This is a genomic window from Pseudomonas neustonica (genome assembly GCF_003797945.1).
Lineage (GTDB): Bacteria > Pseudomonadota > Gammaproteobacteria > Pseudomonadales > Pseudomonadaceae > Halopseudomonas > Halopseudomonas neustonica.
Genome location: NZ_RKKU01000024.1, coordinates 16,947 through 41,724, shown reverse-complemented (window position 1 = coordinate 41,724; position 24,778 = coordinate 16,947). Strand labels below are relative to the sequence as shown.

The 24,778-nt window shown below is 56.5% G+C and carries 31 protein-coding genes and 3 pseudogenes; 13 read left to right on the top strand and 21 right to left on the bottom strand.

Translation table 11 applies throughout. The features are described 5' to 3' along the window. The first annotated feature begins 31 nt into the window (after positions 1-31). Both EF096_RS15830 and EF096_RS15825 read left to right on the top strand, forming a co-directional pair. Positions 32-1,384, top strand: coding sequence for an MFS transporter (locus EF096_RS15830; RefSeq protein WP_123890768.1), 1,353 nt, complete (start codon positions 32-34; stop codon positions 1,382-1,384). 119 nt (positions 1,385-1,503) lie between these two features. Further along, complete coding sequence (locus EF096_RS15825) at positions 1,504-2,679, top strand: benzoate/H(+) symporter BenE family transporter (RefSeq protein WP_123890767.1); 1,176 nt, start codon at positions 1,504-1,506, stop codon at positions 2,677-2,679. Positions 2,680-2,756: 77 nt separating this feature from the next. On the opposite strand, the pseudogene EF096_RS15820 reads toward EF096_RS15825, so the two are convergent. Further along, a pseudogene (locus tag EF096_RS15820) lies at positions 2,757-3,254 on the bottom strand (LysR substrate-binding domain-containing protein); the annotation flags it as partial. Positions 3,255-3,275: 21 nt separating this feature from the next. Between EF096_RS15820 and EF096_RS20645 the strand changes: the two are divergent. Further along, positions 3,276-3,473, top strand: a pseudogene (locus tag EF096_RS20645) (tautomerase family protein). A 229-nt stretch (positions 3,474-3,702) separates the two neighbouring features. Here the strand turns inward: EF096_RS20645 and EF096_RS20640 are convergent. Then, positions 3,703-3,925 (bottom strand): annotated as a pseudogene (locus EF096_RS20640) (GNAT family N-acetyltransferase); the annotation flags it as partial. 95 nt (positions 3,926-4,020) lie between these two features. Next, complete coding sequence (locus EF096_RS15810) at positions 4,021-5,451, bottom strand: tyrosine-type recombinase/integrase (RefSeq protein ID WP_123890766.1); 1,431 nt, start codon at positions 5,449-5,451, stop codon at positions 4,021-4,023. A gap of 426 nt (positions 5,452-5,877) precedes the next feature. On the opposite strand from EF096_RS15810, the gene EF096_RS15800 reads away from it, so the two are divergent. The 3 genes from EF096_RS15800 to EF096_RS15790 are packed head-to-tail and all read left to right on the top strand — an operon-like array spanning position 5,878 to position 7,913. Beyond that, positions 5,878-6,654 carry a hypothetical protein gene (locus tag EF096_RS15800; protein ID WP_123890765.1) on the top strand — a complete coding sequence of 259 codons (777 nt, stop codon included), beginning with the start codon at positions 5,878-5,880 and terminating at the stop codon, positions 6,652-6,654. Positions 6,655-6,659: 5 nt separating this feature from the next. Beyond that, positions 6,660-7,277, top strand: coding sequence for a hypothetical protein (locus tag EF096_RS15795; protein WP_123890764.1), 618 nt, complete (start codon positions 6,660-6,662; stop codon positions 7,275-7,277). 12 nt (positions 7,278-7,289) lie between these two features. Next, entirely contained in the window at positions 7,290-7,913 is a 624-nt protein-coding gene (locus EF096_RS15790) for a hypothetical protein (RefSeq protein WP_123890763.1), read from the top strand. Here the strand turns inward: EF096_RS15790 and EF096_RS15785 are convergent. The 18 genes from EF096_RS15785 to EF096_RS15695 all read right to left on the bottom strand — a co-directional run bounded on the left by EF096_RS15785 (position 7,894) and on the right by EF096_RS15695 (position 18,562). After that, a complete protein-coding gene (locus tag EF096_RS15785; RefSeq protein WP_123890762.1) occupies positions 7,894-9,039 on the bottom strand; it encodes a site-specific integrase in 1,146 nt (381 codons plus the stop codon). The two genes, EF096_RS15790 and EF096_RS15785, sit on opposite strands and share 20 nt — an antisense overlap. Next, the gene (locus EF096_RS15780; RefSeq protein ID WP_123890761.1) at positions 9,036-9,242 is read right to left on the bottom strand and encodes a DUF4224 domain-containing protein; all 207 of its coding nucleotides are present in this window, start codon (positions 9,240-9,242) and stop codon (positions 9,036-9,038) included. Before EF096_RS15780 ends, EF096_RS15785 begins: the two co-directional genes overlap by 4 nt. Positions 9,243-9,450: 208 nt before the next feature. Further along, positions 9,451-9,750, bottom strand: a complete 300-nt coding sequence (locus EF096_RS15770) for a hypothetical protein (protein WP_123890759.1) — start codon at positions 9,748-9,750, stop codon at positions 9,451-9,453. Continuing rightward, positions 9,747-11,555 carry a DNA cytosine methyltransferase gene (locus EF096_RS15765; protein ID WP_123890758.1) on the bottom strand — a complete coding sequence of 603 codons (1,809 nt, stop codon included), beginning with the start codon at positions 11,553-11,555 and terminating at the stop codon, positions 9,747-9,749. The genes EF096_RS15770 and EF096_RS15765 overlap by 4 nt, the downstream gene beginning before the upstream one ends. Next, complete coding sequence (locus tag EF096_RS15760; RefSeq protein WP_123890757.1) at positions 11,552-11,830, bottom strand: hypothetical protein; 279 nt, start codon at positions 11,828-11,830, stop codon at positions 11,552-11,554. The genes EF096_RS15765 and EF096_RS15760 overlap by 4 nt, the downstream gene beginning before the upstream one ends. Further along, positions 11,827-12,687, bottom strand: a complete 861-nt coding sequence (locus tag EF096_RS15755) for a hypothetical protein (protein ID WP_123890756.1) — start codon at positions 12,685-12,687, stop codon at positions 11,827-11,829. The genes EF096_RS15760 and EF096_RS15755 overlap by 4 nt, the downstream gene beginning before the upstream one ends. Then, entirely contained in the window at positions 12,684-13,265 is a 582-nt protein-coding gene (locus tag EF096_RS20400) for a hypothetical protein (protein WP_177412362.1), read from the bottom strand. Before EF096_RS20400 ends, EF096_RS15755 begins: the two co-directional genes overlap by 4 nt. Positions 13,266-13,267: 2 nt before the next feature. Beyond that, a complete protein-coding gene (locus EF096_RS15745; RefSeq protein ID WP_123890755.1) occupies positions 13,268-13,471 on the bottom strand; it encodes a hypothetical protein in 204 nt (67 codons plus the stop codon). Continuing rightward, positions 13,468-14,073, bottom strand: a complete 606-nt coding sequence (locus tag EF096_RS15740; protein WP_123890754.1) for a hypothetical protein — start codon at positions 14,071-14,073, stop codon at positions 13,468-13,470. Before EF096_RS15740 ends, EF096_RS15745 begins: the two co-directional genes overlap by 4 nt. A 70-nt stretch (positions 14,074-14,143) precedes the next feature. Continuing rightward, on the bottom strand, positions 14,144-14,965 hold the full coding sequence (locus tag EF096_RS15735) for a DUF2303 family protein (RefSeq protein ID WP_123890753.1): 822 nt from the start codon (positions 14,963-14,965) through the stop codon (positions 14,144-14,146). 42 nt (positions 14,966-15,007) lie between these two features. Beyond that, on the bottom strand, positions 15,008-15,352 hold the full coding sequence (locus EF096_RS15730) for a hypothetical protein (protein ID WP_123890752.1): 345 nt from the start codon (positions 15,350-15,352) through the stop codon (positions 15,008-15,010). 31 nt (positions 15,353-15,383) lie between these two features. Continuing rightward, positions 15,384-15,632 carry a pyocin activator PrtN family protein gene (locus EF096_RS15725; protein ID WP_123890751.1) on the bottom strand — a complete coding sequence of 83 codons (249 nt, stop codon included), beginning with the start codon at positions 15,630-15,632 and terminating at the stop codon, positions 15,384-15,386. Next, positions 15,629-16,024 carry a hypothetical protein gene (locus EF096_RS15720; protein WP_123890750.1) on the bottom strand — a complete coding sequence of 132 codons (396 nt, stop codon included), beginning with the start codon at positions 16,022-16,024 and terminating at the stop codon, positions 15,629-15,631. Before EF096_RS15720 ends, EF096_RS15725 begins: the two co-directional genes overlap by 4 nt. Then, the gene (locus EF096_RS15715; protein ID WP_123890749.1) at positions 16,024-16,326 is read right to left on the bottom strand and encodes a phage antirepressor KilAC domain-containing protein; all 303 of its coding nucleotides are present in this window, start codon (positions 16,324-16,326) and stop codon (positions 16,024-16,026) included. Before EF096_RS15715 ends, EF096_RS15720 begins: the two co-directional genes overlap by 1 nt. Further along, entirely contained in the window at positions 16,316-16,564 is a 249-nt protein-coding gene (locus EF096_RS15710; RefSeq protein ID WP_123890748.1) for a hypothetical protein, read from the bottom strand. The genes EF096_RS15715 and EF096_RS15710 overlap by 11 nt, the downstream gene beginning before the upstream one ends. Next, positions 16,561-16,860 carry a hypothetical protein gene (locus EF096_RS15705; RefSeq protein ID WP_123890747.1) on the bottom strand — a complete coding sequence of 100 codons (300 nt, stop codon included), beginning with the start codon at positions 16,858-16,860 and terminating at the stop codon, positions 16,561-16,563. The genes EF096_RS15710 and EF096_RS15705 overlap by 4 nt, the downstream gene beginning before the upstream one ends. A 417-nt stretch (positions 16,861-17,277) precedes the next feature. Next, positions 17,278-17,601 (bottom strand): hypothetical protein, encoded by a 324-nt coding sequence (locus EF096_RS15700; protein WP_235869768.1) that lies wholly within the window; start codon positions 17,599-17,601, stop codon positions 17,278-17,280. Positions 17,602-17,896: 295 nt separating this feature from the next. After that, a complete protein-coding gene (locus EF096_RS15695) occupies positions 17,897-18,562 on the bottom strand; it encodes a S24 family peptidase (RefSeq protein WP_235869767.1) in 666 nt (221 codons plus the stop codon). A 115-nt stretch (positions 18,563-18,677) separates the two neighbouring features. Here EF096_RS15695 and EF096_RS15690 point away from each other — a divergent pair, with 115 nt between their 5' ends. The 7 genes from EF096_RS15690 (at position 18,678) to EF096_RS15660 (ending at position 24,572) form a co-directional block, all read left to right on the top strand. Further along, the gene (locus tag EF096_RS15690) at positions 18,678-18,914 is read left to right on the top strand and encodes a helix-turn-helix domain-containing protein (RefSeq protein ID WP_123890746.1); all 237 of its coding nucleotides are present in this window, start codon (positions 18,678-18,680) and stop codon (positions 18,912-18,914) included. Positions 18,915-19,236: 322 nt separating this feature from the next. Next, positions 19,237-19,725: a phage regulatory CII family protein gene (locus EF096_RS15685; RefSeq protein WP_123890745.1), complete on the top strand. Its 489-nt coding sequence runs from the start codon at positions 19,237-19,239 to the stop codon at positions 19,723-19,725. Further along, positions 19,718-19,942 (top strand): TraR/DksA C4-type zinc finger protein, encoded by a 225-nt coding sequence (locus tag EF096_RS15680; protein ID WP_123890744.1) that lies wholly within the window; start codon positions 19,718-19,720, stop codon positions 19,940-19,942. The genes EF096_RS15685 and EF096_RS15680 overlap by 8 nt, the downstream gene beginning before the upstream one ends. Further along, a complete protein-coding gene (locus EF096_RS15675) occupies positions 19,932-21,053 on the top strand; it encodes a DUF5131 family protein (protein ID WP_123890743.1) in 1,122 nt (373 codons plus the stop codon). The genes EF096_RS15680 and EF096_RS15675 overlap by 11 nt, the downstream gene beginning before the upstream one ends. Then, complete coding sequence (locus tag EF096_RS15670) at positions 21,046-22,092, top strand: PriCT-2 domain-containing protein (protein ID WP_158611302.1); 1,047 nt, start codon at positions 21,046-21,048, stop codon at positions 22,090-22,092. The genes EF096_RS15675 and EF096_RS15670 overlap by 8 nt, the downstream gene beginning before the upstream one ends. Beyond that, entirely contained in the window at positions 22,089-23,822 is a 1,734-nt protein-coding gene (locus EF096_RS15665) for a DUF5906 domain-containing protein (RefSeq protein ID WP_123890741.1), read from the top strand. Before EF096_RS15670 ends, EF096_RS15665 begins: the two co-directional genes overlap by 4 nt. 309 nt (positions 23,823-24,131) lie before the next feature. Then, complete coding sequence (locus tag EF096_RS15660) at positions 24,132-24,572, top strand: hypothetical protein (RefSeq protein WP_123890740.1); 441 nt, start codon at positions 24,132-24,134, stop codon at positions 24,570-24,572. The last annotated feature ends 206 nt before the right edge of the window (positions 24,573-24,778 follow it).

The following is a 24,778-nucleotide window of genomic DNA, read 5'->3' as shown; positions in this document are numbered from 1 at the left end:
GCACAAAAACAAATAAGGCGAGTACAGACCGATGAGAAATATCGACGTAAACAACGTTATCGATAACGCCACATTCAGCCGCTTTCACTGGAGGGTGCTCTTCTGGTGCACCCTGATTATCATCTTCGACGGCTACGACCTGGTGATCTACGGTGTGGTACTGCCTATCCTCATGGACGAGTGGCAACTAAGCCCCTACGTTGCCGGCCTGCTAGGCAGCAGTGCGCTGTTTGGCATGATGTTCGGCGCTATGGGGTTCGGTATGTTGTCGGATCGAGTGGGCCGCAAGAAAGTTATCATTGGCTGCGTAGTGCTGTTCAGTGTGACCACGGTGGTTAACGGCCTGGCTACCACGCCCTGGCAATTTGGCGTGCTGCGCTTTATCGCTGGGCTCGGCATTGGCGGCGTTATGCCAAACGTGGTGTCGCTGATGAGCGAATACTCGCCAGCGCGCAAACGCAGCACCCTGGTAGCGCTGATGTTCAGTGGATACGCCGTGGGCGGGATGATATCTGCTGGCCTGGGTATCTGGATCGTGCCTAATTTCGGCTGGCAGATCATGTTTTATCTGGCCGGCGTGCCGATGCTACTGCTCCCTTTAATGCTGAAATACCTACCTGAGTCCGTAGCCTTCCTGATGGCGCAGCGGCGCGAGAACGAGGCGCGCTATGTGCTTCAGCAAATCGCGCCGCTGATGAACATCCGTAAGGATGATGTGCTTGAAGTACCGCCTACCAACGACAGCAAGGCACCGGTGCTGGAGCTATTTCGCAACGGCCGCGCAATGAGCACCGTGATGTTCTGGATAGCATTTTTTTGCTGCCTGTTAATGGTATACGCCCTCGGATCCTGGCTACCTAAATTGATGTCGAACGCCGGGTATGCTTTGAGCTCAAGCCTTATGTTTTTGATGGTGCTCAACGTCGGAGCAATTGTCGGCGCGGTTGGTGGCGGCTGGTTAGCGGATCGTCTATCGCTGCGTTCGGTGTTGGTAACCTTTTTTATCATGGCCTCAGCTTCCTTGGTTATGCTTGGCTACGACAGTCCGATGTGGTTCCTCTACACGCTGGTGGGTATCGCCGGTGCAACCACTATCGGTTCGCAGATCCTCTTGTATGCCTACGTCGCCCAATACTACCCAACCGCCATTCGTTCTACCGGCCTTGGCTGGGCCTCTGGGATCGGCCGCAATGGCGCCATCGTTGGCCCGTTGCTGGGTGGTGCGCTGCTAGCGACGGCCATGCCGCATCACATGAATTTCCTCGCACTTGCAGTGCCAGGCGCCATCGCCACTGTGGCCATAGCGCTAGTTGGCCGGCGTGGACTTGACTCTAAGTCAGCGCCGGTATCAAAGCTCCCTGGTATGGACGTCAGCAGTAACTAGATATCGGATCCTGCATGCGACCCAGGGTTGGCAACTCCGTCCAGCCCTCTTTTAGCCCCGGCGCGTAAGCGCATGGGGCTCTTTTTTAACCAACAATAATGTTGTCACAACGGAACGTTATGTCGAGATTTTTGAAAGACTTATCATTGCCCGCAGCGGTTGCCGGTTTTCTGGCTGTGTTGGTGTCCTACTCAGGGCCGCTTGCGATTTTTTTTCAAGCCGGAGAAAGTGCCGGTATATCCACGGATATGATGACCTCCTGGGTTTGGGCTATTTCGATAGGCGCGGGTATATCCGGGATCATTCTGTCCGTTTGGTTCAAAGCGCCAGTAGTCACTGCTTGGTCAGCGCCCGGTACAGCCTTACTTGTTACGCTGTTTCCAGAGTTATCTTTGAATGAGGCCATTGGCGCCTACATTACGGCAGCACTCATCATTGTAGTCATCGGCATGTCGGGCGCTTTCGATACGTTTGTCCGCGCAATACCCAAAGGCATCGCCGCAGGGATGATGGCAGGCATTCTGTTCCAGTTTGGAGTAGGGGCGTTCGTCGCCATTGAGAACACGCCGCAGTTGGCGATCGGTATGCTTGTGGCCTATATGGTATTTCGGCGCTTATTCCCTAAGTACACCCTGATACTGTTATTGGTTACTGGTGTGGTTCTGGCGATATTGCTGGAGGGCGCATCGCTTTCTGGTATTGGTTTGAACTTGGCAGTTCCGCAATTTATCCGGCCAGAATGGACCTTGAGTGCCACCCTGAGTCTTGCTATTCCTCTGGTGCTGGTGAGCCTGACCGGTCAATTTCTCCCAGGGATAGCTATCGTTCAAAACGCAGGTTATCCGGTCAAAGCCAAACCTATAATCGCTGTAACCGGCTTGTTATCGCTACCTATAGCATTTTTTGGGGGTATTACCATCGTAGTGGCGGCAATCACGGCGGCGATCTGCACTGGTGAAGATGCTCACAAAGCTTTATCGCGTAGATACGTCGCAGGTGTCTTTAACGGTATTTTCTATCTTATCGGCGGCTTGTTTGCGGGGACCATCGTGAGCTTGTTCACGTCATTGCCAGCCGCGTTTGTCGCAGTGCTGGCGGGTCTGGCATTGTTGAGAGCGATTGCTTCCAATCTGTTTTCTGCGCTGGAGGAGGGCCGGGATCGTGAAGCGTCATTGGTTACTTTTTTGGTTACTGCCTCCGGTATGTCTCTCTACGGGTTATCGTCCGCGCTTTGGGGTGTTGTAATAGGCTACGGCTGCTATGTGTTGCTGAACGTTTACGCCGAGAGAGAATGAATTGAAGGTGACTTTTGTATCGCAAAAGCTCCCAGGATCGCTGGGAATACCAGAGCGTGGTTTCGGATGGACCTCGATCAACGCCAACGCTCAAAAAGCTGTACCAGTTCGTCCACTACGTAGCGCACTTTCGGCCGTAGGTGAGACACCTTTGGCCATACCGCGTGCACTTCAACGGGCTCGGGCTCATAGGCCCCCAGTACCTCTACCAATAGCCCGGCATTGATGTCATCCGTGAACAGACAGCGCGGCATCTGACACAATCCTGCCCCAGCTACCGCCGCCAGGATCATTACCTCGCCATCCCCAATTTGATGGGTCACCGGGGGAGCGAACCGCACAGTTTGGGAATGCTGTTGCACGCGCCAGGACAGCGGCTGGCCACGCCTATGGCCAACGATGCAGTGGTGATGCACAAGATCTTCCAACTGTTGAGGTGTCCCATATCGTTCCAGGTAGCTGGGCGCCGCGCAAATAGCCCAGCGTTGCCGCGCCAGACGGCGTGCCACCAGCCCACCGACATCCTTGAGCTCGCCGAACCTGATCATCAGGTCGATACCTTCTTCATTTCTATCCATTGTGAAAGAGGATCTACCATGCCCGTCGTACGAGCTAGCTGGTTTGAAGGGAAATAGCACGCGCAAAAAGCCACTGTTGCTGCTGATATTACCGAGAGTATTGTGAAAAACACGGTTACTCCGGCCGAGTACATTTACGTCATCTTCGAAGACGTGGCGCCATCGGACTGGGCCGGTTCCGGCAAGTTGTTTGGCGATGCACCAGACAAACCCTAAGGCAGTCGGCGAAAAGCAATGCATCGGCTAGTACAGCGATGCACTCCCTAGTTCAGGGTAGAAACTCTGCCTGACCGAGTTCGGTCCGGGGCCTTTGTTGGAGCTGGTGGAGAGCGAGCTGAATAACGTGCGTTAACTCCAGGGGCGGGAGCAAACAAGAGGCTTTTCAATGTGTCTCTATGTGTCACTGACGGTAGTCTTTTGGGTTCTTCTTCTCAGATCAGTCGTTTCAAAAAAACCGCTTTTGTCCTGGTGGGAGCTCATCAAGCTGACCTAGTTGAGTAAAGCCTTGTTTCGGGTAAATACTCGGGAGCCTGAAAATCAAAAGTATCAAACCAGATGCCGATACAGCCTTTTGCTTTTACCAGATCTTCAGCCATTTCCATTTGACGTGGGCCAGTGCCTTGGTTTCTGGTTTGCTCAGGTACGGCCCATAACTCGATGAACAGCCACGATCAAAAATGCTGCCACAGGCCTGGTTGCTCAATAGTGAACTCCGAAATATTGGTGAAAGCAATGTATAGCGGACTTTAAGCGTATTTACCCTTCATTCGATCTGAGGCTCTGACAACGGGATTTCTTTTCCACCAATCATAAATGCGCGAGGAGCGTCAGATTCGACCACTGCCGGTTTAGCTTCGATCTTGTTAGCCTGAGTTGTTTCGCGGCCATAATCTTTTAGCCAATTTCGGTGCCCAAATGACTCTTTGAATAAGCTGAGCAGATGGTCGTGCCAGTCATCCAAAGCCTTCGCTTTTTCGTCGAAATATGCATATCTGTCGTAGATCGCGTCCACGCTAAGATTCGCGTGATTAAGAATTCGGCTGCGTACGTTCTTGCCCAGGCCCCGGCCTGACATATGAGTCGTGGCGGTTCTCCTCAGGTCATGAGCAGTAGGCCTTGGATACCCTTCAGCAATTCGAAGCAGCCCTTCAGACTTCACAAGCTCTGCGTCGGCGACATACGTGTCATAAAGTCTGCGCATTGCCCGGTTTAAAGAAGGTTGAGTCTGATGTGATGACGTACCTCTGCCAGGCAGAACCCAAGGGCTGGGTTCTGCGGCACCGCCGCTCTTTTCAAGTTTTACCGTTTGAAGATGTTTTAGGTGTTGCAGGATTTTGATTACATGGGAGGACAAGGGGATTGCGACGGGATTATTGTTTTTCTCAAAGCGGCCGGACCTGTCCCAGATCCCTTGCTTCAAATCCAAGTCGACCCAGCGCATTGCAGCAATAGTCCCCGAACGCTGCGCAAGCATCAAGGAAAGCAGTAACGCAAAACGAGTGGCTACGGTAATCGATGGATTTGCTAAGCGTTTTAAAAACCAAACTAATTCGTGCTGATTGAGAGCCCGCTCTCTAGGTGTTTCTTTCGTTATTTTTTTCATCTTCACCAGTGGTGTGGCTTCGATAATGTCGCGCTCTACGCAGAAATTGAACAGCGCCCGAACTACAGCTTGCAGGCGATTCGCTGCGACCGGGGCGGTTCTGGCCTTGTCATCCAGTAGAGCCAAAATCTGCCTGCGCTTAACGTCTTGAAGCTTCATGTCTCCAATGCATTTTACAAAATCGTTCTTGAGCATCCGCTCGTCTTCTTTCCAAGACTTTTTGTTGGCCATGGCCCATTCAAGGTATGTGTCCACGGCATCAGCGACGGAAGGGCTCGTCCGGTACTCGAACAGTTCAAGTGTCTTTTTCTGACCTGGATCGATGCCTTGCTCTACCAGCTGGGCGGCATGCCTGGATCTGGCTCGGGCATCCGCCAGTGACATCTTTGGATAGGAACCCAAGGTCAGGCGCCTTGGTTTGCCGTGAAAGCTGTATAGCAGGATGTACGCTATTGATCTTTTGTTCACCCGTACGCCGAAAGTCCCCTGGCCGTAAAGAGGAGGATCGAAGAATTCTTGGCGGTCTTTCTCGGGGTCGTACTTTAGCCGCTTCAGAAAATGTTCTTTCAATGCAGAGCGATTGCTGCTCATGGCCGATCCTTTTGGGGTAGGTTTCGGGTAGGAGTTTAGCGTTTCGGGTAGGATTCGGGTAGGAGTTTGACCATTTTTATTTCGTGGTTATACATTGCCTGTTTTGGGCTTTACGGAAAATAAATCCTTTATAAACAAAATGATGAGATAGATAAAGTTTGATTTATAGTCTTTAAGAGCCTCTGATTGCGTGACAATAACACTGACTTGTAATCAGTAGGTCCCGAGTTCGACTCTTGGTGCCGGCACCATAAAAAACAAAGGCTTGCGTCTGATCGCAGGCCTTTTTTGTGAGCCCGCGTACAAATCTACGTACATTGATGATTGGTCTATTGGCGCCAGAATTGCTTGAGTCTATGCTCATGGGTATAGTAGCTAACCAATTGTCAGTAGGTAGATTCTGCCTGTCCAAGGGAACGCTTGATCGTGATCACGCCTGTAAATGATGTGCACTCTATTAAGGCTGTTGCCTTGGTGCTCGAATTCCCTAGTGAGATAGGAGCTGGCGGTCTCTCTCTTGTACGGGAGGAGGCCAAACGTTTCCGCTCCAAGCTAAATATGCGTCGCGTAATCCGGAGCCTCAATATTCCGTTTCCGGTACTGGATAACTCAGATCGGCTTCACGAAGAGGAGTCGGGATACCGTTACTTCATCAGGAAGCCCGATGGTGCCGAGGCGAAATGGTTCGAGGTGGCGGGCAGTCGTGCTGTTTTCTGCACCAATGAATATACTGATTTCAACTCCTTCTGGGCTGAGGCTAAGTATTTCCTTGACATTGGGCGCAATGCGTTTGGTGTGTCTGGCTCTAAAGCTGAAAAGCTGACTTTAGAGTACCGTGACGAGTTTACGTCGCCAGATATAAGCTGGGAGCCTGCAGAGTTGTTTAACGGGCAGTCAGAGCTGCTCTCAAAAAGGGCTGTACAGCAGTCTAAGTATTGGCATTCTCATTACGGTTTTTTTGATGAGTTGGAAGGGCGTGAGTCGCTCAATCTGGGCAAGATCAATCACGTCAGAATGGCAGATTCTTTTGACGGTTCGTACTTTAGCCAAGTCGACATAACCCTAACTCATGGTGTTGCACTTGTACCGGGGGATGAACTTGATGGCTTGGTATATAGTCTAAAATCTGTGCATAAAGATCATATTACAGATATCTTGTCAGATAACATGCTTAACGCCATCGGGTTGAGAACAGGGAGTTAATGACCATGACTGCTTTGCCGCTACCCTTTCAAGGGCAATCTATTTCCACATCAGCGATTAGCGCTCGCGTATGGAGCTTTGTTCAATACGGGATTAAACAGTCCCTTGCGGGTCTTAATGGTGCAGGGCAGTACCGTTCCTCGGCAGTAGGATCTGTCGATTCCAGCTTGGACACATACATTCAGGACCTTCTCGCATTGAGCAGCGTTGCTCCTACCATTGAGACCACTTGCATTTTGTCTGATGGAGAGCTGGTCTCGCGTGATTACTGCGTTCGCGCGTATGCTGCGTTGGAGCATTATCGGACTCTGGTTGACGGGTGGGATGGAGATGATGCACTAGCACCGACTTCTGAGTGTCTTGAAGCAGCTGATGCTTTCCTTTATATGCTTGGATCTATAGTAGAAAGGTGCCCTGATGTAAGTGCAATGCTTGACGAGGAAGGGATTCCTGGGCTTTTTTGGGATACCGGTCTGGCGTATTTCTCTGTTTCATTCTATGGCGGTCACGAGCTGGCATGCGTATACCGCAACAGAGAAACCGGTCAGAAAACGCTCTTTGAGGCGAACCTGCATCATCCGGAAGAGCTCGAGCAAGCTTGGGCATTTATTGAATCTCTGTAACTAAGACAGCAAATGCCACAGCGTGTCAGACCAATAATTACCAGCGATGACAAGGAAAAGTGCAAAGCGCTAGCTGCACTTCAGTTGTCTGATGCAGATATTGCGATTGCTGAGGGATTGCCGACAGAGCTGGAGGAGGTTGATGCAGTGGCCGACGATGAGAGCTTAGCTCGGCTGATTGAAGACCCCACTCACGTTGAGCTAGATGATCCCGATATACGTATGTCATTAGCTTGTACGCCTGCTACGTTCGGAGATGCTTTTAATAAAGGGCTTTCGGTTCGTCGCTTGGACATGACTACACGAGCAGAGGTTGATGATTTTGGTGTCAAGCGCGCCATGCGTGAAGGTGTGCGCAGGCGGGTGTACCTTGGGTTTGTCGCATGCGAGGCTAGTGAGCTTCGTAACGCTCGAACCGAGAGCGAAGTAGAGGGCGCTGTGGGGCCGCGTACGCTGAGTGTTTTTTCAACACCTCTCGATGAGGCTCACTCTCATGCTGATGTTTGTGTACACCGAAAGCTGAACAGGCTTGCCAAAGAAGATCTTAAATCGTTTTTCTGGGAGGTCTTCCAGGGCGCGAAGTTTGTCGCGCAAGCAATAAAAGACCTTGACGCGTCTAGTCAGCCGACGGCCTAACCGTCGGCACACTCAAGTCGTAAACGTCCATCATCGCCTGATCCTTATGCCCGCTGGCTTGCTGCTTGTCGGCCCGCGTTCCTTTCGTGTCTGTGATTCCCTTCCGTTTAAAGTCGTGCATGCCAAAGCGTTGTTCTGGTGTTAGCACGCCATCCTCTATTGCTGCAGTAATGAAGCGTTGCCAGGCTGTATCCAGCCCTGATTTTGATAAAGCCCTGCCGCTGGTCCCGACGATGATCGGCCGGCGTGAGGGTTGCAGGTTCACGGCGGTCTTTCTCTTCTCCCACGTTTGCGCGCGTATTGCCTTGGCGGCGTTCCAGGCGTTCTGTAGGCGCGGAGTCCATCCCACGATATTATCTCTGCTGCCTTTGCGTCGGTTTGTCAGGATGCCTTCCGGCCGTTCGTTAGCGTCGGTGAGCGTGATGGTCTCGATCCCGCGCAACCGGCATAAATAGCTCAGTTCCATCACAATCCACAGGTAAGGCGAGCAGGCGCCCAGTTGGCCGCGCGAAAGCTGGCCGCGTTGCTGTGCTCGCTGGATCAGAGCGTTCATAACCTGAGTGTCTGGTAACCGGCGCTGCTTTCTTTCCTTTGGCGCCTCCAAGCCTTTGGCCGGGTTGTCGTCCAGGTAGCCACGGTTACGGCCCCACTGCATAACCCGGCGCAGATAGCGCAAGCAGTGCGCTGCTTTTGATGGGCCACTGTCGGCCAGCTTGTCGATGATGCGTTGGATCATGGGTGCGGTGAAGCGCCGCACGGCTAGCTTGCCCAAGGGCTGATCCAGCTTGGTAGGGAATACCGCCAGCACGTCGCGGCAATACTCGTAATCCTTTCTGCTTTTGAGTGACAGCTGCTTGAACTGGTCACTGCCGTGGAACTCGGCAAAGAGGTAGTCCAGGCTGGCTGTGTCTATGCCCTCAATATCTTCAATCAGTCGGTGCAGCTCTGACAGAGTGATCTTGCTGCCGCAAATGTTCTGGCGTGTGCGTCTGCCGGCTTCATTGAAGCTGAGCCTATACCAGCAACCCTCACCTCGGTGATCGAAGTACACGCCATTTGGCAGCGCGGCCTGGTCGATATGTGCCGGGATGTGGGGGTTGTGCTTGCGCTTGCGGCCACGTCTCATACGATGTCAGGTCCATAGGTGTCGTTATCGGCAACGCGAAGCCCGCCTGCCTGGTTCACCAGGTCAATGGTTGTCCAGGGGCCTTTGCGCCCGGCGAATATCCTGATGCCTTGTGCGCGCAGCGTTTTCTCTACGTCAGCGCGCCGGGTGTAACCCGTGATGCGCTGCAGTTCTTCAAATTCTAGTACCTTTGCGGCGCTCATGGTTGTCTGCCTCTGCGGATCTGTTGGCGCAGCTTCGAGCAGCGTTGGTGATTGCCCTGGTTGCGGCGTTTGCCGCAGATATCGCACAAGTGCGGTAAGTCGAGCGGGCCGGCGTGTATCGACTGTTTGCGTTCGATCACAGCAAGGCGGCGGCCTGAGTGCTCTGGCGGCAGATAGTCGGTGCTGCCTGTTGTAAAAAAGTACTGAGTCATTTCCGCTTGCCCCTCTTCTTGTTCCCTTGCCCGCCTCGGGCGAATGCATCCCACGTAACCTGGGTGGCAACGTTGCCCACCTCGTCGCCGAATCGCTCGATCATCTTGTCCATAATGGCCAGCAGCTCGGGGATAGTGACGGGCTGGCGGATGACGGTATTCTCGATGTGGGTTTTGCCGTCCGGGGTTTTTATCAGGTAGTTGACGAGCCAAGGCACCGGCTTTTTCGGGCGCGTGCCGCGCTCGATGTAGCCTGGCTCTGGCAGGTTGGTGCAGCGGTGTAGGTGGCAGGTCACGCCGCCACCCCCTGCATCAGCTGCTGGTCGTGGCTGTTGACCTTCAGCAATGCGCACTGCGGGTAGGGGCTGACGCTGTTGCCTACCATCTTGACCTGCTCGGATTTGGAGAAGGTGCGGCCATCGTGACCGCGCTCGAAGTTGTAGTTGCTGGGGAAGCCTTGGCAACCGTAGAGCTCTTTGGGTTGGAGCATGCGTAAGGTGATATCGATGATGACGTAGGTTGCGCCCTGGTAGACCACGGTGACCAGTGCGAGCCGGTCTTTGGTGGTGATGGTGGGCAGCGGGGCGTCTGCGGCTGAGATGTTGTCTGTGCCGTAGTAGCTCATCAGGAAGGCCGCAACGCGCAGAGCTTTCTCTTCTATCACTTCGGGTGACAGGGTGCATTGCACCAGGGCGTGATGCTGTCCGGCTGCGGTTATGGCTGGCAGCGGTGCGTCTGCGGCTTGGCTGCTGCAGTTTTGACGCAGAGTAACCATGTTGGCGGTGACCAGCTGTTGTGTGCTGCCCTTGCCGACGATGGTGCTGGCCGGTTTGGTGAGCTCGTGGCCGGGGGTGGTGTTATTGCCGCCGTTCATTTGGGCCATGAAGGCGGTGGCCAGGCCATGCCGGTTCTCAGTTGTCTGGGTTTTGAGCGGTTTTTCCAGGCTGGATGAGCGGCTTTCGGTTTTGCTTTTCTCTCCATAGAAGGGTATGAGCGCTGCGCTAGCGATGCCCATTGCATGTGGTGCGCCTGCTGGACGCTTGCTGCCACCGCCACTGGTGATGGTTGGCAGGGGTTCATCCAGGCGCTGGCCGATGTGGTCGGCCCGGAATTTAACCAGCGTGGGCGCTGCTACGGCGAAGGTGCCGCCCTTGGGCTGGGCGGTGATGGTGCGTAGCGGGTCGCTAACGGGGTGCAGGTTCTCGGTGCTCCAGTTGGCGATGGGCACGATGAAGGGCTGGGCGGTGTCGAGCACAAAGCGGTGAATACCCTTGGCGATGCGGCGCATTGTGGCGTCGGCCAATGGGCGGGGGCGGTCAAATATGGATTTGCTGGGCAGGGTGAAGTCGATATGGTCCGCCGCTGCTGGCCAGCGCTTTTGCCCGCGCTTGGGGTGCTCGAAGTGGGTGGGCTCTGGCCAACAGATGGGCAGGCCGTCGCGGCGGGCCACCAGAAACAGGCGCTCGCGTGTGGTGGCGGCGCCGTAGTCGCAGGCGCGCAACAGTTTGTGCTCTACCTGGTAGCCAAGGCTCTGCAGGTGCTTGAGAAAGGCGCGCCATGTTTGGCCTTTGCGCTTGGGGTCTGGCACCAGAAACTGATCGCTGACCGGTACCCGTTCGCCCGGGGCGGCAACGGTTTTGCCGTCGCGCTTGATGACGCGCCCGGTGGTTTTGCAGCGCTTGGCAATGAGCGGACCCCAGTTGCGGATCTGCTTGACGTTTTCCATGGTGATCATCGTGGGTGCTGCCTGGCCGGCCCACATGGCGATAACCCACGACAGTGACCGGCTGGCCGAGCTGCGCGGTTGGCCGCCAGCGGCTTGGCTGTGGTGGGTGCAGTCGGGCGAGGCGTGCAGGTGTGCTACGCGCCGGCCATTGGTGACCTGGTGGGGCTTTACTTCGTACACGTCGCACGTGAAGTGCTGGGTGTGCGGGTGGTTGAGCCGGTGCATGCTGATGGCGTTTTCGCTGTGGTTGACGGCGATATCGACCGGTTTGCCGGTGGCCATTTCTGTGCCGGTGCTTGCTCCGCCGCCGCCGGCGAAGAGGTCTATGCGCAGGTCGTTGGCGTAGTTGAGCTGGTATTGGGTGTGGAGGTTCATAGATTGCACCCGTTGCGGCAGCTGAGGTACAGGTAAGCCCGGCCTTTTGGCGTGACCTTGTACTTAGCGTTTATCAAGCCGAGCTCGGTGCAGATAGTCTTTGAGGTAAAGCCTTGGTGGTAGCCCACCAGGCACTTGAGTGTGCCGACACGGATCACTTCGCGCTTTTCCATGCCGCCAAAGTTTGCATTGCCCCAGGCTTTGTTCAGCTCGTCATCAGTGACAAGGTCTTCGGGCGTGGCTGCTGCGCGGAGCAGTTCGGTTGCTTTGCTCATGCTGCACCTCCGCTCTGGTGGGCGGCGAGGGAATCAATGATCTCGCCCGTAACGCATGCGTAGCACTCGCAGCGCTCCAGTGCTTCCCGGTGTTCAAAGTCGCCATCGCCTCGAATGAAATCCAATGCCCGTCCCAACGCCTCAACCAGCCCCGCAACATCCTGCGCGGCAGGCGCTTGCCCAATCCGGGCGCGTGCTTGCCATCCGTCATGAGCGGGACCGACCCAGCTGTCGAGGTACAAGCCGATGTCATCTTTAGACAAGGACTTTTTAGCTGTGCCGGATAGAGACGCGACGTACGACTCAAACGCGGCGTTCTCGCGCTCTGGATCGTAATCGGCAGGCGCTGCCGGTTTTGGGCTGCATGCGTGGCTCATGGCTTCCAGAATGCGTACCTGAACCATGGCGAGCAGTTGAGTGATGAAGCCCGCGCCGTAGCTGCCGGGCGGATAGCTGTCGCCGCATTCGCAGGCCACCGGCTGCGCGCCTGCCTCTGTGCAGTCCTCGGCAGTTGCCGCAGCCAGCACGGCCAGTGCCTGGGTTTGCGTTGGGAAGGTCAGGCGCACGGCACCGGCAAATCGGGAAAAGGTCAGCGTGGCGACCTCTTCATCATCCGGACCGATCATCGCTCCCGCTTCGATAATGACGCCGGGCTGGCCGAGATGGATGGTCTGGCAGAGCGTTGGCGAGATGGTGCCTGCCTCGGCTGCGGCTTGCTTGGCCAGCTCTTTGCCGCGCTCTACGCCGGTTTGATAGGCGTGATTTTGCAGCTCGATCAGCATGTCGTTGATGCGGCTGGTTACGTGCTCGTGTTGGTTGCCGATCGCGGTGTAATCGTTCTCGTGGATGGCTTTCACATGTCACCCCCGTCGCGCTGGGCTGCGCGGTCCAGTCGTTCGATTTCGGCGATGATCAGGGCGCCGGCTTTGATCAGCTCGCGGCGGCGGTCACCGAGTTTTGGTTGCCAGCCTTTGGGTGTGATGGCTTCTGCCAGGGTGTTGCCGTAGCCGGTGCTGCGGGCGTCCCAGTCCCGGCATGCTTCGGGCAGGGCGTATAGGGCAGCAAAGGCGGCGATTTCATCACTGGCGTGCTCGTCGTCGTGCTCGGGGGGCCAGCCTTCGGCATTGACCTGGCGCAGCCGTTCATTGCGCAGCTCAAGTGCAACGTTCAGATGCGTTGGTGCTATCCCGATGATGCAGGGGGGGCTGTTGGTTTCCGGACAAGAGTAAAGGTTGGTGCTAGGCGGCTGAGCATTGTTCATCGCCGCCTGCACATAGTTGGCCGCGTCCAGCAGCTCTTCCAGTAGGTGCTGGAGCCACTCATTCAGGCTCAGGTCTCCGCGCTCAGTAGTGACGCCATACTTCTTCAGGCCGGTGAGTGAGCGGTCCAGCAGCAGTTGGCGGTTGCGCTCTACGTTCTGATCGGGTGATTGCATGGTCACACCTCCTGTGCGCAGCTGATGCGCATGAGCTGGGTGTCGATGGCCAGCATTTGGTTGCGTAGGTTGTCGATGGTTTTGAGCTGCCGTTCGCGTGCGGCAGCTCCTTCTGCTGGGGTGCGCAGTAGTAGGGCGATGTTGGCTGCGTGGGCGCTGTGTTGGGCTTTGAGTTCGTGCTCGTGCACGAGGGCGGCGGTTGTCATGGTTTCTGGCCCCAATTGGCGACGGGCGCTTCAAAGCGGTCGGCGGCAACGTCTGCTGTTGCGGTCAAGGTGCTGGTTGCATCAGGCGTGTTGAGGGATTTAAAGCGCTCTTCAAACAGCCGGTCGATCAGGCGCTGGCCGGTGGCGGCGCGGTTGGCGGCTTCTTTGGAATCCCTGAAGCGGTTCTTGTTGCGCAGGTCGAGCGACAGGTGGTTGAGCTTGTCTACCATGCGCTGCACGTTCTTGAGGTCTGATTCGGTGATGGCGGGCGTGCCTGCTTGTGCTGCGGCCAGCTCGTCGCCATGGCGTTGCTGCTGTTGCTCTAGGGCTTGGGCCGCTGTGTCGCGTGTGCGCTCAATGTCAGTGCGTAGGCGCTGGGTTTGTTGCTCTGATTTGCGCAGGGTGTGGCGTAGCTGTTCCTGTTCTGCCTTGGCTGTTTGCAAATCGGTGCGTAGTTGCTGCAACTCTTCGCCGTAGCGGGTTTTGCGAGCAATAAAGCCGTTGCGTCTGCCTGCGCGCCAGGCTGCGGCGATGAGGACGATGGCGCTGATGATGAGGGCAATGATGATGCCTGCCCCGATGATGATGTATTGGCTGTTCATTGGCTGTGTCTCCGGTGCCCGGCGCCGCGTGTGTGGTAGGTGCGGCGGCGGGCTGGCTGGTTGTAGGTGATTACTGACCGAGGGCGAAGGTGCCCACGGTGAGCTGGCAGAGGCCGCCAATCTCGGCGGTGAGCTTGTCTTTAAACTCCTGCGCCATTTCCTCTTCTTGCTGCTCTTGCATTACCCAGCGCGGCTTGATGACCGGCGGTTCGCTGGTGAGGATGCTAAGACGCAGGGTGAAGGTGCGGGCTTCCAGTCCGTCATAGGGTGAGGCGAGAAACAGCAAGTCGGCGGGCTGCTTTTCGGCGTGGGCGGCTTCGATGCTGTCCATGCTGCTGCGTTGCGCGCCAAAGGTAGTTTCTGTGCTGGTGCGCTCGGCTTGGGCTTTGATGGTGATGGTGCGGATTTTCTGCACGGCAGCGGAGACGGGCATTCCCTCACCAGTGCTATCCAGTACGGTGATGAATTCGTGCCAGTCTTCCATCCATTCGGCCAGATCGGCTTGCTTGTGGGCGCGGCCTGCCATTTGTTGCATGGCTTTGAAGGCAGCAGTGGGCTTGAGCTTGAGCGTGGCTTTGTCGTCACCGTGGCCGGGCAGGTTCTGGTCGCCAAGGTTGAACAGCACGGTGCAGCTCATGTCGTCCTGGTCAACAAAGCCTTGGGGCAGGTCGTCCAGCTTCTGGTGCTGCTCTACATAGGCGCAGAAGTCGCGGAACGATTGGGTGGCAAGGCGACCGCGAAAGCGTGCGCGGTGCGCTTCCAGCTGCTCCAGCGATTCCACGCTGAATTGGTGCGGCAGCAGGATGGCTGGCGTGTTTGTGTTCAACGGTTTGCCATTAGCTGCGGCGTGGGTGTCCGTGATGCGTTCCAGTGTATCGAGTGGCAATGTCATGTTGCTTTCCTTGTGGTAGGTGGTTTGGTGTTGCGGTGCTGCTTAGGTGCGGGCGGTGACCGGCGCCTGGTCTTTGGTGAACATTTGGCCAGTGGGGTTATCTGCAAACAGCTGCAGGCCATTGGCGGTGAGGTAGAACGGGGTTTCGAGCGCGGTGTCTTCGCGCTTGCTGCCGCGTTTGGTGGGGGCGGTGTAGTCGAGCTTGTGCGCGACTTTCACCTGGTGCGTTTCACCAATCTGGCTGAGCTCCAGGGTGATGGTGACCTTGCCCTTTTTGCCGTGCTCGCATACACCACTGGCTACTTCGCTGAGGGCGGTACCGAGCTGCTGGTTGAATACGCCAGCGTTGAGGTTGGCGATAAATTCGCCGGGGTCGGTTGCTTTCATGGTTGTGTTCCTTTGGCTTGGTTGGTTGCCGCTAGGCGGCGTGGTGCTGCTGGAGCTGGGCGTCTAGGTAGCGAGCCAGCTCTGGCAGGGTTACTACCAACGGTGCACGGTTGGAGTCGTGCAGGCGCTGGAGTGTGATGGCGACCTGGCCTTCTTCAATGATGCGGCGCAGGTGGCGGTCTGTTTGGATGTGCGGGAAATGGTCGGCCCGCAGTTCGCTGAGCGTTAAATAGGGCCGCGTGTGGCGGCGCTGGAGTTGGTGCAAAGTGGCGTTGCTCATGCGGCGGGTACCTCTGCAATGGCTTGGGCTGTGCTGCGCACGCGCAGTAGCTCGACCAGGGCTTGCGGTGTGCTGGCGATAACCTGTTGCTCAACTACGGTGCCGTTGAGGATGACGGCAATCAGTTGGAAACCGTCTGCGGCGGCGGGTGCTACGCACACTGTGCAGTGTTTAGGCGCTACTGTGCGCACGGAGGCATAGGCTTCTGCCAAGCGCAGGGCGCTGGGTTGGATCAGCTGTAGGCGCTCGATGGCTTCATTGACCGTGGCGCTGGCCACCTCTTTGCTGATGGTGGTGGGGTGGTCAAAGTGCACCTGCATCAGTTTGAGCGCGCCGATGGCCTCTTCGATGATGGGCATGGGGTTGTGAGTGCTTGGTTTAGGGTGGCTCATCACGCGGCGTGCTCCTGTGTTGAGGGCACTTGCACTACCTCTACGCCCAATTCTTTGGCGAGCCAGAGCAGCCCTTTACTGGTAACGAAGGTTTTGGCGTAGACCACGCCGTTGCCCTCGTTCATCAGTGGGTTGCCGGTGTGCTGCTTGAGCGCAACATGAAAGCGCCCGGCGTCTATGTCTTGCTGACGCGGCAGGCGGTTGCAGTCCAGAATCTTGCGGCGCTTGAGCTCTGCTGTCAGGCGGTTGCGCCCGGTACCGAGCATTTTGGCGGCGGTGGCCAGGTCGTATTTATGCGGCATGGGAGGCCTCCGGTTTGGCGCGGCGGTCGCGCGCTGCCATGTTGGCCGCGCTCTGAGCCAAAGTCAGTAATAGCTCAAGCTCGTTCAGGCTGATGGCGCCCACTCGGGATGCCATAGAGATTGAGCCAAGGCAGCGGCCATAAGCGGTATCGTTTGAGCAATACTCCTCTTCGCGGCAGGCGATCAGCGCCTGACGGATGAAGCGCAGTGACTCTTTTCTCAGTTGGGCCTTTCTCATGCCGCCACCTGCGCTGTGTCGAGCGTGCCGTTGGCACAGGCTTCGATAAAGGCCTGCGCTTTGCGCACCAGGTCGCGCACGCCCGTCTTGGGAATGCTCAAGCTGTTGGTGGTGCCTTCGATGCGCACGCTGATGTTGAGGTGGCGGTCGGTGTGCTCGGTGGTAAGCGCCGCTTCTATCGATACGCTGTTACCGGATGCGCCCGGGCGTATGAGCCTGTGCCGGAATGTGCCTGTGGTGCGCACATGCGTGGGCAGCAGGTTGAGGCTGTTGTGAGAGAGGGTTAGGCGGCTCATGCAGCATGTCCTCCGTCCCATGGGCCGCTGTCATCCGCGGAGTTGCTAGAGGGTGTGCTAATTGCACGAGCGGCCACCGCCCACAGTGCTTGGCAGAAACCATTAGGCTCTGGCAGCTTGCTGTTGGGGGTGCGCACTGGCTGTTTGATAAGGGAGAGGGCGGCACGGTTGCCGCCGACGACAATCGCGAGCCCGGTATCGGCGACGATTTTATTGATTGCGTCCGGATTTTTAAGCACCGCAGGGTGCAAATAGACCGGGCAGGTAGATCTTGGCTGTGTCCGCATTGTGTTGACCCTGTGTGGTAGGTGGGTTCAACACAAATCTACTTAAAGGTAATGATTAAATCAATACCTTTAAGTAAGTATTTTAATAATAAAAAAGCCCTGCTCGTGCAGGGCTGTTGTTCAGAGTGTGTTACTGGAGTAAGCGCGCGACGCCAAATGCCATGGCGGAGGTTAAGCCTACCAAGGCAAAAGCGGTGCCAACGTACCATTTGATCAAAGTGCTCTCTGTCGAGGCAAGATCAGCTTTGGTGGCCCCATGCTTTTCAATGGAGTCTAGCTTCGTTTCTGAGCGAGTCAGCTTATCCCGAATGTCTGGAATCGCTGCCTCAAGCGCTTGCATACGTCTTTCCATTTCACCACCTCCTGGCGGGTTTCCGCTACCAGTATGGTCTTTTCCATTAGAGCTGTCATTTATGGCTTTGTTAGAAAAAAGCACGACATTATCTTTCCGCATTGTTCTTTCCTTCCAATGCTCGGTGTGCAACTACTGTTGCTTCTAAGAATCGGGTGTTTGCGCAGCTCTTGCAGATCAGAACGTAAAACCAAAGAGACTGATCTGTATGGCTGACTAAGGTGCTGTTCGCTAGGCAAGCTTTGCCGCCATCTGTAGCCAATGAGTGGTCTGGGTTTTTACATATTAAACACGGGCTGTCTTGCCCTAACTGACTTACGGCTCTAACGACATCATCTACTGACAACGCGATTATATCTTCAGCTTTTAAGTCTTCTAGTTCTTTGGAGCTCATTGGCTAATACCTGATCTTACTAGGTGGCACGATCCCGCCCACGTAATGAATTTGCTCAATATCATCGCGAGGGATAGTTATCCGCCCGTACCCGTCATTTACGGCCATGAGGCTAACTTCCTCGGTGTTCTCATAGAGCAGCTCTTTAACCATGCATTCCTGATTGGAGCGCCGGCGCACCATTACATATTCACCTGGAATCAATGCGTGGTTAGGTTCGCACCACACCACCCATCCGCTACGTATAGCAGGCGCCATTGATTCACCTTTGACGCGGAGCGAGTAAGCGTCCGGGTCGTTTGTCGGTACATCCAGCCAGCCATCAGCCTCGGCCAATGCGTCCCAATATCCGTCTGGGCCCAATTGTGCAGTCCCTACAATTTTTGTGCGTTGAAAAGGCTTGGTGATCTCCGGCCCAAGCTCAAAATCACTACCAGGCATGACCTCATCGTGAGGCGTGTCGAACCATCCGGAGGGTAGCCGCAGCTTTTTCTCAAAATCTCGCGCTATGGCTTCGCCGAATGCTCTCTGGTTGTTTGCGTTGGGTAGCATGCTGCCCACGTAGCCGCCCTGGCGTCCGACTTCGCGGCCCAGAGCGGTTCTATTGCCTTTGTGCTTTTTCTCTAAAATGAGCGCCAGGTTGGCCCGGCGGGTGTCAATTGTCGTCATTCAGAAATGGTCGCCGTTCGTTACACAAAAGTAAACATCCCAAAGGTATTGACTTGGCATTACCTATAAGTAAGTATTGGCGCATCGTTTAGAGCAATTACGGTGAAGCTCAATTATGGAACTTGTTAAATTCATCCGCCCTATGAGTGATTCAGAGCTCAAGACATTCGCAAAGGCTTGCGACTCAACCCCCGGCCAGCTCAAGCAGGTTGCCTATGGGCGGCGGGCTAGTGCAGATCTTGCCATACGGATCGATATCGCCAGTTGCGGCGCGGTTACCTGCGAAGATATTCGGTCTGATATCAATTGGGCTTACCTGCGTGGCAACGAGGCGCAGAATCAAGCCGCATGAACAACAACCCGCCGGAGACACAGCCACGTCATTCAGCGGCGGGAGCCGGTAGCGGGAGCCTCACCAGCAGACCGTTACCGGCACAGGGCCAATAGGCCAGAACAATAAGCCAGCCGCAGTGCGACTGGCAAAAGAGAGGCAGGAATCAGGGGCCCACCTACCACAGCAAGACCCTGACCCTGCAGTCCGGTACCGGGTAACACCCCGGCGCCTCAACGACCCACCCCCGACACAGCCAGTGCAAAAGGGGTGGGATGCTGTAGACCAAGCATAAGCGGTATAGCCGCGCCTTGGCTACGGCGTTACAGGGGAATTAACGCCAATGAGTAGACAACACCTGCTGCCGGACGCCGGTCCGGTGGTCGATATCCACCAAGCCGTTTATGTTGCTGCCCGCGATTATCGCGGTGGGGTGACTGCTTTGGCTGCCACGGTGGTGCTGCCTTACGACACCTTTCAGAAGAAAATCAGCGTGGCCAACGCTACTCACCATCTGATGCTGCATGAGTTTATGGCGGTGGCTGAGGCGGTAGACGATGACCGCATTGACGATGCCTTTGCCCGTGCACGCGGCAAGCTACTGTTTAAACCCCAACCGGTACCGGCCACCCGCCAGGCGCTTGAGGCGCTGGGCAAGATGCTGGCTGCTGAGGGGGCATTTGTTGGCAGTCTGCATGAAGGCGTGGCAGACAATAAGTGGGAGCAGCACGAGGTCGAGAAGCTGGAGCACTGCGCGCATAAGGTGATCAGCGAGATTTTGGGTATCTGCGCGGGTGCGCGGCAGGCGCTGGAGGGTGGCGACCATGGCTGATCTTTGCGAGCAGGGGAGTGAGCGCGCCCAACAGATGCTGGATGATGCCCTGACGGAGCAGCGTATCAAGGCCGCTCGATCACCCATTGACCACCTTTTCTGCGAATCCTGCGATAGGCCAATCCCTCTCAAGCGTCGTGAGCTGCTGCCGGGTGTGGAAACCTGCGTGGATTGCCAGAGCATTATGGAGCAGCAGGGGGTGATCCGTGGCCGATAAAACCGGAATCGAATGGACGGACGCTACCTGGAACCCTATACGCGGCTGCTCGCGTGTGAGTGAGGGTTGCCGCAACTGTTACGCCGAGGGCGTGGCGAAGCGCTTCAGCGGGCCGGGCATGCCGTATGAAGGCCTGATCGCTAAGGGTGGGCAGTGGAATGGCAAGGTGCGGGTGGTCGAGTCGGCCTTTGACCAGCCGCTCCGTTGGGTGAAGCCGCGGCGGATCTTCGTCAACTCAATGAGCGACCTGTTTCACGAGGATGTGCCCTTTGATGTGATTGCGATGATTTTCAGCATCATGAGCGTGACCACGCGGCATACCTACCAGATTTTGACCAAGCGGCCTGAGCGTATGTTGGCGTTCTTTGAGTGGGCCTGCGACGGCCTTGACTACCCGTTCAGGATAGCGGAAGCCTGGCCTCCGGGGTTGGAGTGGAAGCCAGCAGGCGGTGGCCGAGGTGGGTACGATAACTGCGGGCCCAATTGGCCTTATGAGAATGTGTGGCTCGGCGTGAGCGTTGAAGATCAGGCTACGGCTGATGCGCGGATTCCGTTGTTGCTGGAAGCGCCGGCGGCTGTTCGGTGGATCAGTGCTGAGCCTTTGTTGGGGCCTGTGAACCTTCCGTTTGTGAATTTCTGGTGCTCTGTGTGCGGTGGTACCGGGATGCTTGGCCGCTTCCCTGGTGGGGCTTGTACCCGCTGCGCTGGGCGGGGCGAGATACCTGCTATCAGCACCGACCCGCGCCTTGGCATGCCCAGTACGCCCATGCGGAGGATTGATTGGGTTGTGGCTGGCGGTGAGTCGGGACCGAAAGCCAGGCCGATGCATCCAGAGTGGGCCGGCGTGTTGCGTGATCAGTGCGTTGGAGCTGGGGTGCCATTCTTGTTCAAGCAATGGGGCGAGTGGGCGCCGCGTGGCCCTGCCGTGATGGGGTATCCATCTGTTGAAGGTGTGCTGCGTATTCGCCTGACTGACCTAGGCGAGAATGGTAGCGACCTTGGCGCAGAGGGCGACAACCATGCCTGGATGCAGCGTATAGGCAACAAAGCGGCGGGGCGCCTGCTGGATGGCGTGCTGCATGATGCTTATCCGGGGGTGGCCAATGTCTAAGTTACCCGATATTACCCTTGATGATCTGCCCGGCCTGCTGGCCCATATCGACGCTGACACTAACCGCGACAGCTGGGTGAAGATAGGGATGGGCGTTAAGGCGCACTTTGGAGAAGACGGCTTTAACGATTGGAACAGCTGGAGCCAGAACAGCCCGGATTACAAGCCAGCTGATGCGCTGAGTGCGTGGAAGTCATTCAAGGGCGCGAAGGTGACCATCGGCACGGTGGTGCATTTGGCCAAAGAGGGCGGCTGGAAGCCGACTAAGCGCGAGCTCACCGCCAAAGAGAAGCGTGAGCGCAAGGCGGAGCAGGAAGCGCGGCGCAAACAACGCCAGGCTGAGGTTGAGGCCGATGAAGCGCAGCTGGCGGCAATGCAGGCTGAGGTGCAGCGCATTACCGGGCGGCTGCTGGCGGAGTTTACGCAGGCGCGCGGTAAGAGCGAATACCTGGAACGTAAACAGGTTCCGCCTTACGGTGTGCGGTTTATCACGCGCAATGTGGTGCTGAGCATTGATGCGCAGCTGATGCGTTGTGATTTGTGGGCGGGTGATGATATCGCCCGTTTTTTTGCCAACTTGCCTAACCCGCGACCTGACCATCACTCATTCATGAAGCTGGACGCGGGCACTTTTGTGGTGCCGCTGCGGGATATTGACGGCGTGGTGTGGAGCTTTCAGGCGATATCGGCCAGCGGTACCAAGCTGTTTCCGAAGTTTGCGCGTAAGCAGGGCTGCATGCATTGCATCGGTACGCTGGATGGTGCCGAGGTGATTGTGGCAGCCGAGGGCTACGCGACGGCGGCGAGTGTTGCCCAGGCCAGCGAGTGGCCTACGGTGATGACGGTTGATGTGGGTAACATGGCGGTGCTTGCGCGGTTGATCCGCCAGAAGCACCCGGCGGCGCGCTTGATTCTGGCGGGTGATGATGACCCCAAGCCAGACGGCAAGAATCCGGGCCGCACGGCGGCGGAAGCCATTGCGGCGGAGCTGGGCCTTACGGTGGTGTTCCCGGTTGTGCCTGAGCAGGTGGCGGCATGACGGCGGCGCGTAAGGTGGATTGGAATGATCTGCATGTTGAGTTTGGCCTTGAGGTTGTACGCGAACAACTGTTGGCTGCGGCTAATGAGCCGGTGCGCTGCGTTGCGCCGAGCGCGGATGATCTTCCCCCGGCCCCATCTGGTATTGAGCCGCCGGCGGCGGCTGAACTGTCTGAGGGGTGCGGGGAGGGCTGGCATCTGGAAAAGGTGCGCGCGCGCTTTGCGTTAGTTGAGGGTGAGACCAAGGTGTTTGATTTGCACCGCCGGGCCATTGTGCGCAAGGCAGGCTTTGAGGCGCTGGTGGGTAAGGCGTTGGCGAAGCAGTGGTTTGAGTTGCCAGAGAAAAAGGCGATCGATCCAGATAATGCGAAGCGGGTGGAGAATGACGCCAAGCTGGGCAAGCGGCTGAAGGCTGGCGAGTCGGGCGGTGATGTTAATTGGCGCTATGTGTACCTGGATGGATCGCAGGATATTTACGATCGTCAGTTACGCCAGCGCTTACCCGCTGGGGCGGTGAAGCTGGCCTTGGGCGATGCGTTTACGCTGTGGCAGAACAGTAAGGATCGGCGGGTTATTCCGGCTGAGAACCTGCTGTTTGATCCGCAGATGATTGAGAGTCCGGCGGATACAATCAATACTTTTGAGGGCTTGCCGCTGACGCCGGTACCGAACCGCTCGGCCTGTGAGGGCATGATCTGGTTGATCAGCTTTTTGTGTAATGGCCAGAAGGACGCCATCGACTGGCTCACGCGTTGGTTGGCCTACCCGCTGCAGCGTGTGGGTGCCAAGCTGGATACGGCGGTATTGATGCATTCGACCATGGAGGGCTCGGGCAAGAGTCTGTTGTTTGGCGACATCATGCGTCCGATTTACGGTGCTTACGGTGCGACTGTTGGTCAGGCGCAGTTGGAGAGCAACTGGACGCAATGGCAGTCGAACAAGCTGTACGGGTTGTTTGAAGAGGTAGTGAGCCGGGACCAGCGTTACAACCAGGTGGGTAAGATTAAACACATGGTGACGGGCAAGACGGTGCGGATCGAGAGTAAGTTTGTGAACGGTTGGGAAGAGGCCAACTACATGAACGCGGTGTTTCTATCGAATGAGATTCTGCCTTGGCCCATTGGCGAGAATGACCGGCGCATGCTGATTCTGTGGCCAGAGAAGACGCTGCCGCCAAAGGCACAAAAGCGCATTGGTTATGAGCTGAAAAACGGCGGTATCGAGGCTTTCTTTGATTACCTGTTGGAGTATGACCTGGGTGACTTTGATGAACGCACGCGCCCGCCAGAGACGCCTGCACGTCAGCGATTGGTTGAACTGAGCCGGGCCAGCTGGGATACGTTCTACCACCAATGGAAAGCAGGTGAGCTGGGTGTGCCCTTTGATATGTGTCGCACGCAGGATCTGCATGATTTGTTTTTGGAGTGGTGCTCGAAGCTAAAAGAGCACTCACTGAGCGAGACGAAGTTCAGCCTGTTTTTGTCGACCAAGCCAGATACGTTCAAGTCTGAGACGCAGATATTCTGGACGGATGACAACGGCGACCGGCGACGATCTATTTTTTTTACTCCTTCCCCCGACCCCAACCTTGATCTGGCGGTAGCCAAGCAGGTGGGCGCGCAGGTGCATGCGTGGCGCATGGCTGCGCAGAAGGCGGGCTGGCACCCCGACAAGTGGGAGAAGTGCATAGGGTTTGTGCCACCGTTGGCTGGGAGTAGGACTGATGACTGATCTGTCTGGGGTGTCTAGGGTGTGTCTACCCTTTATTTGCCCAACCCTAGACAGCCGAAAGCCGCGTGCCTTGTGGCTTTGCGGGGTACTGTCCGGGGTGTCTAGGGTTTACACGCGTGCGCGGGTGCGCGCATTTATCTAAGGCTGATATTCAAGTTTTTTTTCTCATGCGTGAGCAAATAACCCTATCAACCCTAGACACCCTAGACAGTTAATTCCAAGTAGATGTTTTATAAAGAATTTAAGTGTCTAGGGTGCTGTCCGGGGTTGGCCTATATCTGTCCGGGGTCTGAATTTAAGGGGAATGCGATGATTGAAGTAGTAGAGCGAGCGCTGATTGCGTGGGGCCATGAGTACAGGACGCGCGGCACTGTGGCGGCGCTGCCGTGCACGCTGGGCGCTGCGATTGATAACCAGGGTGTGATGATCCGCAGTACGGGTAACGGCGCTGGTGGCGGGGCTGTGGGCCTCGCTTCTGGTGAGTTGGGTGCGGTGGGCGCTGCGGTTGAGGCTGCCCTGGTGCAGCTGCGCCAACCTGAGATGGTGGGCGGAAAGGGCAAGGTGGGTATTGAGCTGTCGAAGTTGGCCCGTGTGCGCTACCTGCCAGACCCGATGCCATTGGTAGAGCACCAGATGCGCCGCATGGAGTGGCGATCGTCTGAGACCTACCGCAGCAAGCTGCATCAGCTGCATGTACTGCTGGAGCCGCTGCTGCTGGCTGAGTTGCCATGGTTGAAGCGGTCGGCATGAAAATAGTTAATACCGTTCGTCGGGCGCGTTTTGGTGTGAAACCACGTTCAACAAACCTTGCACACACGCCCGACACAATGCGCCGGGAATGGCGTTAATCAGCCCTTTACGCCATTGGGGGTTTGCGCGTTAATAGCGGCTAACGTTGTATAGGTGCGTCAGGCGAGACCACCTAGGCTGTTCCCCTGCTGGATTGGCTGCCAGCA

What these genes read in the sequence shown, in the direction of transcription:
- EF096_RS15710 (WP_123890748.1), bottom strand. Translation starts at nt 16,564, where the DNA reads ATGAGAAAGGCCCAACTGAGAAAAGAGTCACTGCGCTTCATCCGTCAG.
- EF096_RS15665 (WP_123890741.1), top strand. Translation starts at nt 22,089, where the DNA reads ATGACGGCGGCGCGTAAGGTGGATTGGAATGATCTGCATGTTGAGTTT.
- EF096_RS15795 (WP_123890764.1), top strand. Translation starts at nt 6,660, where the DNA reads ATGACTGCTTTGCCGCTACCCTTTCAAGGGCAATCTATTTCCACATCA.
- EF096_RS15790 (WP_123890763.1), top strand. Translation starts at nt 7,290, where the DNA reads ATGCCACAGCGTGTCAGACCAATAATTACCAGCGATGACAAGGAAAAG.
- EF096_RS15705 (WP_123890747.1), bottom strand. Translation starts at nt 16,860, where the DNA reads ATGAGCCGCCTAACCCTCTCTCACAACAGCCTCAACCTGCTGCCCACG.
- EF096_RS15785 (WP_123890762.1), bottom strand. Translation starts at nt 9,039, where the DNA reads ATGAGACGTGGCCGCAAGCGCAAGCACAACCCCCACATCCCGGCACAT.
- EF096_RS15825 (WP_123890767.1), top strand. Translation starts at nt 1,504, where the DNA reads ATGTCGAGATTTTTGAAAGACTTATCATTGCCCGCAGCGGTTGCCGGT.
- EF096_RS15745 (WP_123890755.1), bottom strand. Translation starts at nt 13,471, where the DNA reads ATGACAACCGCCGCCCTCGTGCACGAGCACGAACTCAAAGCCCAACAC.
- EF096_RS15680 (WP_123890744.1), top strand. Translation starts at nt 19,718, where the DNA reads ATGGCTGATCTTTGCGAGCAGGGGAGTGAGCGCGCCCAACAGATGCTG.
- EF096_RS15765 (WP_123890758.1), bottom strand. Translation starts at nt 11,555, where the DNA reads ATGAACCTCCACACCCAATACCAGCTCAACTACGCCAACGACCTGCGC.
- EF096_RS15830 (WP_123890768.1), top strand. Translation starts at nt 32, where the DNA reads ATGAGAAATATCGACGTAAACAACGTTATCGATAACGCCACATTCAGC.
- EF096_RS15725 (WP_123890751.1), bottom strand. Translation starts at nt 15,632, where the DNA reads ATGAGCAACGCCACTTTGCACCAACTCCAGCGCCGCCACACGCGGCCC.
- EF096_RS15730 (WP_123890752.1), bottom strand. Translation starts at nt 15,352, where the DNA reads ATGAAAGCAACCGACCCCGGCGAATTTATCGCCAACCTCAACGCTGGC.
- EF096_RS15685 (WP_123890745.1), top strand. Translation starts at nt 19,237, where the DNA reads ATGAGTAGACAACACCTGCTGCCGGACGCCGGTCCGGTGGTCGATATC.
- EF096_RS15780 (WP_123890761.1), bottom strand. Translation starts at nt 9,242, where the DNA reads ATGAGCGCCGCAAAGGTACTAGAATTTGAAGAACTGCAGCGCATCACG.
- EF096_RS15660 (WP_123890740.1), top strand. Translation starts at nt 24,132, where the DNA reads ATGATTGAAGTAGTAGAGCGAGCGCTGATTGCGTGGGGCCATGAGTAC.
- EF096_RS15760 (WP_123890757.1), bottom strand. Translation starts at nt 11,830, where the DNA reads ATGAGCAAAGCAACCGAACTGCTCCGCGCAGCAGCCACGCCCGAAGAC.
- EF096_RS15695 (WP_235869767.1), bottom strand. Translation starts at nt 18,562, where the DNA reads ATGACGACAATTGACACCCGCCGGGCCAACCTGGCGCTCATTTTAGAG.
- EF096_RS20400 (WP_177412362.1), bottom strand. Translation starts at nt 13,265, where the DNA reads ATGCAATCACCCGATCAGAACGTAGAGCGCAACCGCCAACTGCTGCTG.
- EF096_RS15690 (WP_123890746.1), top strand. Translation starts at nt 18,678, where the DNA reads ATGGAACTTGTTAAATTCATCCGCCCTATGAGTGATTCAGAGCTCAAG.
- EF096_RS15720 (WP_123890750.1), bottom strand. Translation starts at nt 16,024, where the DNA reads ATGAGCCACCCTAAACCAAGCACTCACAACCCCATGCCCATCATCGAA.
- EF096_RS15700 (WP_235869768.1), bottom strand. Translation starts at nt 17,601, where the DNA reads ATGCGGAAAGATAATGTCGTGCTTTTTTCTAACAAAGCCATAAATGAC.
- EF096_RS15715 (WP_123890749.1), bottom strand. Translation starts at nt 16,326, where the DNA reads ATGCCGCATAAATACGACCTGGCCACCGCCGCCAAAATGCTCGGTACC.
- EF096_RS15740 (WP_123890754.1), bottom strand. Translation starts at nt 14,073, where the DNA reads ATGAACAGCCAATACATCATCATCGGGGCAGGCATCATCATTGCCCTC.
- EF096_RS15735 (WP_123890753.1), bottom strand. Translation starts at nt 14,965, where the DNA reads ATGACATTGCCACTCGATACACTGGAACGCATCACGGACACCCACGCC.
- EF096_RS15670 (WP_158611302.1), top strand. Translation starts at nt 21,046, where the DNA reads ATGTCTAAGTTACCCGATATTACCCTTGATGATCTGCCCGGCCTGCTG.
- EF096_RS15810 (WP_123890766.1), bottom strand. Translation starts at nt 5,451, where the DNA reads ATGAGCAGCAATCGCTCTGCATTGAAAGAACATTTTCTGAAGCGGCTA.